Annotated in this window: 1 protein-coding gene; it reads right to left on the minus strand. The window is 57.6% G+C overall.

The window, feature by feature from the left end:
* Window positions 1–13 precede the first annotated feature (13 nt).
* Window positions 14–1,291: an IS4 family transposase gene (locus KM295_RS16750; RefSeq protein ID WP_418904826.1), complete on the minus strand. Its 1,278-nt coding sequence runs from the start codon at window positions 1,289–1,291 to the stop codon at window positions 14–16.
* Between the last annotated feature and the right edge of the window lie 112 nt (window positions 1,292–1,403).

Here is a 1,403-nt window from a genome sequence, read left to right on the forward strand (position 1 = left end):
CATGCGTCTTTAGCTAAGACTCACACCTCGGTTGAGTAGCGGTTGCGAGGGTTTCTTGGAGGATTGGTCGTTGCTTGTGGATTTTCTGTGCATCTTCGATCAGCCGGTCAAGCAGCGGTGGTGGCGAGTAGCCGAGGAACTCACCAAGGCCGTCGAGGATGAGCTGGGCGTGCGACCGGAAGGTCGCCGCCCAGCGACCTGGTGGAAAGACAGCGTCATCACTGGCGCACTCTGTCACCAGCGCCAGCAACTCACGGCTCACTAACAGCGACAACAGCGCCGCATACACCAGAATCTTCACGATGTGCTCTTTCGTGGTGTCGAACTCGTCCAGTTCGTACTCCGTCTTGAGTTCTCGAAACAACCGTTCAACAGCCCACCGACACCGATAGATCGTCGCTAAATCTTCTGGGAAAAACTCCTCACGGGGCAGGTTCGTGATGTATAGATGGTAGTCGTCGGCGTCCTCGTCGCGGACGCCGACGACACGGAAACGTTTCGTATCCAGCGACCGCGTTCCGTTGTACTTCTCCCGCTTGAACTCGGCTTCGACTTCTACGTCGATGTACTTCCGGTAGAGATCGTCAACAACATCATGGATCTTCTCGCCTTCCAAGGGAATGGTGTCGCCACACCATTCCCGTAACTCGTCCGTTACAACCGGATTTGCGTCGGGTTTCAGCCGACTCACGAAGTAGCCGTCGTTCTCGTCGATCAACGCGAACCGCCGGTACTTGAAGTACGCCTGGTCGAATAGTATCAACCGCTGTTCGAGCCACGAACCGGTGTTGAACTCGGTGCTGTCGTGGGCTTTTTCATCGGTGATGCTGAACCGTTCCAGCATCTGATCGCTCGGGTTATGGAGCAGGTGGAGCCGTGCTCCAGCCTGCTCCTCGTGGCGTCCTTCGAACTCATCAGAGAGGAACTGGTGGAGGCGCAACACCGTCCCATCAGCGATCATCACGTCCCTGAAACGGTCGAACTCGTCGGCCAGAGTGTGTGGGACAGCGACCTCGCCGAGGCCGTACTCGACGAGGTCGCGGAGATACTCGGCTAACGACGGCGTCAACCGCTGGTAGTAGCCACCGGGAGACAGTGATTCGTCAGCTGTGGAGTTGTAGCTCCGGCGGAACGCTGCCAGCGTTCGGCTTTCGCCCGTGGCGAAGCCGAACGCAAACGACCACACGAGAGGTGGAATCTGGAGCTTTCCCTCTCGTTCGATCACGCCGACAGCCTCGGCGTGATCTTCCAGCGCAGCAGAGGGAAAGAGGGTAGTGAGCCGACGTTCAATCTGGTTTGAGGAGGGGGCTTGGTGCACACTTGCGCCCTCCTCACTCCTCTCGAAAAGATGTCTCGATAAGCCACTGCCATCAGGCGGTTCTTCGCTTAGCTAAAGACGCATG

Origin of the sequence: Natronomonas aquatica (assembly GCF_024449025.1) — an archaeon.
Lineage (GTDB): Archaea > Halobacteriota > Halobacteria > Halobacteriales > Haloarculaceae > Natronomonas > Natronomonas aquatica.